Origin of the sequence: Photobacterium sp. OFAV2-7 (assembly GCF_022347985.1) — a bacterium.
Lineage (GTDB): Bacteria > Pseudomonadota > Gammaproteobacteria > Enterobacterales > Vibrionaceae > Photobacterium.
In genome coordinates, this window is record NZ_JAKRFQ010000325.1 from 1 (window position 1) to 5,240 (window position 5,240).

General features: G+C 48.2%; 5 protein-coding genes and 1 pseudogene. All 6 read left to right on the forward strand.

Going from position 1 to position 5,240, the window contains the following annotated elements; translation table 11 throughout:
- Positions 1–588, forward strand: a 588-nt coding sequence (locus MHN01_RS15800; RefSeq protein WP_239412226.1) for a site-specific integrase, incomplete at its 5' end; no start/stop codon positions are given.
- A gap of 326 nt (positions 589–914) precedes the next feature.
- On the forward strand, positions 915–1,499 hold the full coding sequence (locus MHN01_RS15805) for a hypothetical protein (protein ID WP_239412227.1): 585 nt from the start codon (positions 915–917) through the stop codon (positions 1,497–1,499).
- Positions 1,444–3,321, forward strand: coding sequence for a terminase gpA endonuclease subunit (locus MHN01_RS15810; RefSeq protein WP_239412228.1), 1,878 nt, complete (start codon positions 1,444–1,446; stop codon positions 3,319–3,321). The genes MHN01_RS15805 and MHN01_RS15810 overlap by 56 nt, the downstream gene beginning before the upstream one ends.
- A complete protein-coding gene (gpW, locus tag MHN01_RS15815; protein WP_239412229.1) occupies positions 3,321–3,554 on the forward strand; it encodes a gpW family head-tail joining protein in 234 nt (77 codons plus the stop codon). The genes MHN01_RS15810 and gpW overlap by 1 nt, the downstream gene beginning before the upstream one ends.
- Positions 3,551–4,915, forward strand: a complete 1,365-nt coding sequence (locus tag MHN01_RS15820) for a phage portal protein (RefSeq protein ID WP_239412230.1) — start codon at positions 3,551–3,553, stop codon at positions 4,913–4,915. Before gpW ends, MHN01_RS15820 begins: the two co-directional genes overlap by 4 nt.
- Positions 4,863–5,240, forward strand: a pseudogene (locus MHN01_RS15825) (hypothetical protein); the annotation flags it as partial. The gene MHN01_RS15820 and the pseudogene MHN01_RS15825, both read left to right, overlap by 53 nt.

Here is a 5,240-nt window from a genome sequence, read left to right on the forward strand (position 1 = left end):
GAACGAATGCTTGTGTTGATGCAGTTGGTCCACGGTACCCGAATATCTGAGACCAGGTTGGCGCGTTGGTGTCATATAGATTGGGATAACCGGCTTTGGCGTATTCCTGCCAGCCATACCAAAACCAAAGAAGCATTGTATTTGCCACTGACCGAACAGGTGATTGCATTGCTCAGGATATATCAGGCTACGCAGCCTAAGGGCAGTTTGCTGCTGTTTCCGTCTTCGAATCTTAAAGAGGCTATTGGCAAAGATGCTGCTAATGATATCTACCAGAAAGCCAGCAACGGGGAATGGACCAGCCATGACTGCCGAAAACTGGCTCGTACTCGTTTAGCTGACCTCGGCGTTGATAAGTTCGTGGGTGAGCGAATACTGAATCATAAACTGTCTGATCTTGATCAGGCATACATTCATACCACTACTGAATCCCTCAAACGTGAAGCCCTGCAAACCTATCATTCTTGGTTAGATTTGCAGGGTTTTCTTATTTTTCATGGGAAGACAGAGGGAAGATCCGAAAATACAAAAATTCACGCAAAGCCAGAAACAGCAAGGCCTAGCGAAGAGTTTGCCGATTTAAACTAGAGGAAAATCGGAAAGGAAATCGTGCTACAGAATTTCACGGCGTTCGAATGAGAATAAATTGCCGAAATGGATGAGGGCGATTTGCTGAATTGAGTCGTTTTTGATTGTGAGTGAGTTGTCAGTAGCCGAAATCGCCGAGCGAAATCGGAGTGGATCATTTCGGTGTCGAAGGTGATCAATTTGATCGCTTTTTTCTGCGTTTTGAGGGTTAAGGTACTCCCTGCTGGGGCACGTTTTCAACGGGGCATAGACTCGCACGGTCCGACAAATTTTTTTTTGAAAATAGTGGTGTTTCCGCTTCCGCATTTTAAAGGAGTTATTAAGTAATGAGTATAAAAGCAGTTTCAAACATATTAGGTGTTACAGAACGTACTGTTCGAAACCAGAGAAGTAATGGTTACGCCTTGGTACGCAAGGATAACGGCTCGGTTGACGTAGAAGAATCAGTACGATCATACGTGAAGTATCAATCGGATATTATTCGCCAGCTTAACGCTGTAAATGGTCGAAATTCGAGCGGAAACAGCGGAAGCAGTGGAAACAGAGAGGATGATTTATCGGGTAAAGATTGGAAAGAAGAGAAGGATAAACAGGCCGCGATAAAGATGCAGCTTCAGAACGGTCAGGCTACTGGAGAGCTGGTTCCTGCAGCAGCCATGATTGAGCTGTATATCGAGCCGATGACGCACGTGAAAAACAAGCTTTTAGACATACCAAACGAGCTTCAAAAGCACTTTCCGTTAGAGCCTGGAAAATTAAAGGTCGTTGATGAAGTAGTGAGAAATGCTCTCTATAAATTAGACGAGAAGGATGGCGATGAACTTCAATCTGTTATCCAAAACGTTATCGAGCGCCATGCGAAACACTATGGTGCCGCCGCGGAAGACGGAGATAATCGCCTGGACGAATAAGAACGAAAACCCTCTCGCACAGATCTACTCTCCTAAGCCATTTCAAGAAGCGTGGCTGCAAGCCATCGAATCACCCTACATTGAGAAAATCGTACTTTGCAAAAGTGCCCGTGTTGGGTATGCGATTTTCGTCAATACGGCGATGGCCTGGGTAATCACCAACGACCCGGGCAATATTATGATCGCCCAGAATACCGAGGGTGATGCCGAGAAGTTCGCCGTGCGAGAGGCCGGAAAGGTATTTGCTCATTGCGATCCTGTTATTCGTCGTATGCAGGGGAAGAACACGTCCAAAGAGAAAAGCTTTTTCGGTGGTGAGCTTTGTATTGTTTGGGCGACGTCTGCCAGCTCGTTCCGAATGCTCACTATCAAGTATCTCTTTATGGATGAGGTATCTGGTTGGCAGGATAACGTTGAGAAAGAGGGTGATCCGGTTGAGCTGGCGATCACTCGAACGGAGACGGAAGCCCAACGGAAAATTGTGTTGGGCTCGACGCCGAAAGAAGCCGGCACTTGTAAAATCACTCGTGAGTTCGGGCTGACCGATCAGCGTTTCTTTTATGTTCCTTGTCCTCACTGCGCTCACAAGCAGCGGCTTAAGCTCGAAAACTTCCGCTATGATCCTGACGATTATTCCACGGCTCACTTTGTCTGTGAGGGCTGTGGCGAATCCATCTATGAGCATCATAAAAGCAAGGTAGTGAAGGCTGGCGAGTGGCGGGCAACAAGGGAGTTTACTTGTTGCAACACTCATCAGGAGCCCAGCCAGTGGGACGAAACTGGTTCCGCGCTTTGCTGCAAATGTGGCAAACCGGGCGACAGAAACGAGCGGGGGAAAATCGACGCAGGCTTTCATATTTGGTCGGCCTATAACGATAACCTGAACACTGCGCTTCCTTCATTGGCGAGTGAGTACGAAAAGGCCAAGAAAGAGCCTCAGAAAATGCAAACCTTCATGAATACGAAGGTGGGGGTTGAGTACTCAGACGTAAGAAGTACTCATAAGCTCAGTAGCTTTGAAACGATATATACACGCCGTGATCATTACTCTCCGCTGGACTACTTGCCTGAGGAAACACTCTGCGTTTTGGCTTCGGTGGATACTCAAACCTATCGCTTGGAATATCACTTCTGGGCTGTAGGTGCTCAGGGGGAGATTTGGGCCATTGATTATGGAACGGTGCAAGGTGATCCAGAAGATGAGCTGACTCAGAAGACACTTGTCGAACGATTGAGTCGGCCGTTTATGTTGAAAGATGGTCGCCAGATATCGAGCCTGGCTGTGGTGATGGACTGTAATGGCCATGCGTGGAAATCGATGCTGGAGTTTTGCGCACCCTACAAAGGGTGGATTTACGCGATACGTGGTGAGGTTAACAGCAAGTCGAAATTCAAACCCGAACTGACACTCACATTCAAAGTTCACCCTGAGGTGAAATGTGAGTATCGAAGCCTGAATGTTCACCAGTTAAAGAACCGCGCTGCAGAACGATTGAATATCGAAAAGCCCGGGAAGAACTATATCCATTTCCCCGTTAGTGATGTTTTTGATTTGACCTACTTCCAAATGCTCACCTCTGAGCACCTCGTTGGCAGTGGTGTTAAAGCAGCGTGGAAAAAGAAGCCTGGTCAAAAGCGAAATGAGCCATGGGATTTATTGGTGTATGTCCTTTGGCTGTATGACTTCCTGCGCCCGGTGATTAGAGAAGCGACTCAAAACACGCCCCTCGGTTTATTGGAAGGCAGTACTCAGACCATGAGTGCGGAAGACGAACCGGCTTATTCCGATTGTTATGAATTATCAGATTATGAGGCTTATTGATGCAGATTTATGCTACCGCGGAGAACTTGCAAATAGTCCAGAACGCTATTACCGAGTTAGTTCAGGGGAAAAGGCAGGTAAAGGCGGAGTACGTTACGGCAGATGGTTACAAGAACAGTGTTGAGTATACCAGCGTTAGTTTAAACGAACTCCGGCAGTTAGAAGCCGATCTGCAGCAGCAATTGCAGCCTGCTGTGATCATGGAATCGATTGATGTGGAGATAGAGTTTTGAGTTATTCAGCAGTAGCCAAGTCGGCGCTGTTCTCTGATGCTCAACTGCACGATAACGAAAAGAGTGAACAGGCGCTCAATAACGAGATAAAAGCCAGTCATCACCTGATGCGAAACAATCCCATTGTTCGTATTGGGGCCACTCGATTTCGCGCTAGCTGCATTGGTGGCGGAGCAAAGCCGGTCTTTTCACCCGATATATTTAGCCCCGAGTTTCTTACCCGTTTTGATCACTGGATGCATTACTGCGATTTCAGCGGGCATTCCAACTTTGCAGGTGTGCAGGCCTTGGCGGTGATGACGGCCATTATCGAAGGGCGGGCATTCATTGTCAGGCGTCGGACGCTTGATTTCATTCCGCTTCAGTTGGAGGTTGTCTCTCCGCTTAGCCTGGCTTCGGAGCTAGATAGACCGGGAAGGGGGAGCTACATACGCGGCGGAATTCTATATTCGAAGAACGGTAAACCCAAAAAGTATGCTTTCTACAAGCTACCCAGAGACCATCCTGAATTTAACGAAGAGTCGGTGAACTGGTTACCCGCCAGTGATGTTATCGATATTCGGGATGTTGTTCATCCGGGCCAATCCAGTGCTCAGCCGTGGATTTCGGCAGGTGCCGACTTCGCCAAGCAGTACAAAGATAACCAGACGGTTGAGATTAAGTCGCGCATGAAGCGTCAGGGCCAGCAAGTCTATGCCTTGAAAGAAGCCGATGTGAGTCAGGCCGGACAGGCGCCCAAAGTGGGGCAAACCAATCAGCCCCAGAAACTGGTACATCGTGTTGGTGCGCTGACGGTTTTGCATGGTGTCAAAGACATCAAGACAGCATCGCCGCCAGAAATAGCCGGGAACTACCAGGAACATAACAACCAGGTGCTGCGAATGGTCGCAGGCCTGTTTGGTATTACCTACGAGATGCTGACAGGGGATTTAACGCAGGTTAACTACTCATCGATAAGGGCGGGGATGATCAATCACCGTCGCTTCATCAGCCAGCTTCGTGGCATTTATTTAGAACCCAGCTTTAACCGCATTATTGGTTGGTTCTGCGATGCCTACCACCTAACCGATGGGCCTGATCTACCGGACTATTTTGTTAACCCTTATGCGTACATCGCTCCGGTTTGGGTTTGGCCAGAGTGGGAAGAGATTGACCCACTGAAAGCTGCCAAAGCGCTGGTGTTGGAATTGCAAGAAGACATCACCTCATTAGAAAAAATCGCCAACCAGCGAGGCAATACACTCGATCAGCATCTCGACAGTGTGAAGCGAAGTAAAGATGCCGCTGAACAAAGAGGAATCGTATCCAATGAGACATCTGCTCCAGTTGATGACCAGCAAACCGATGATGATGACGATTGATGCCCATCAAACGTATCACAACGCGCTAATCGATTTTTACAAGAACCCCAATTTATATGCCAGCGGAAACGAACGTTCAGAGCGTTCTGATACGACTTGCCACCTGTCTGTATTCGGGCCGACGACTCATCGGTTTAGTGGCCTCGACAGTAACTGCGAGCGTGTTCTGAGTTACCGCGATATTCGAAGCCAGATGGCAGGCCTGCGTAATGATGCTGATGTAGAGAAAATCTATATCGAGTTTGATGGCCCGGGTGGTGAAGCCGCAGGCTGCTTTGATTTGGCCGATTACATTGCGGAGATTGCCCAGGTTAAGCCGGTTATT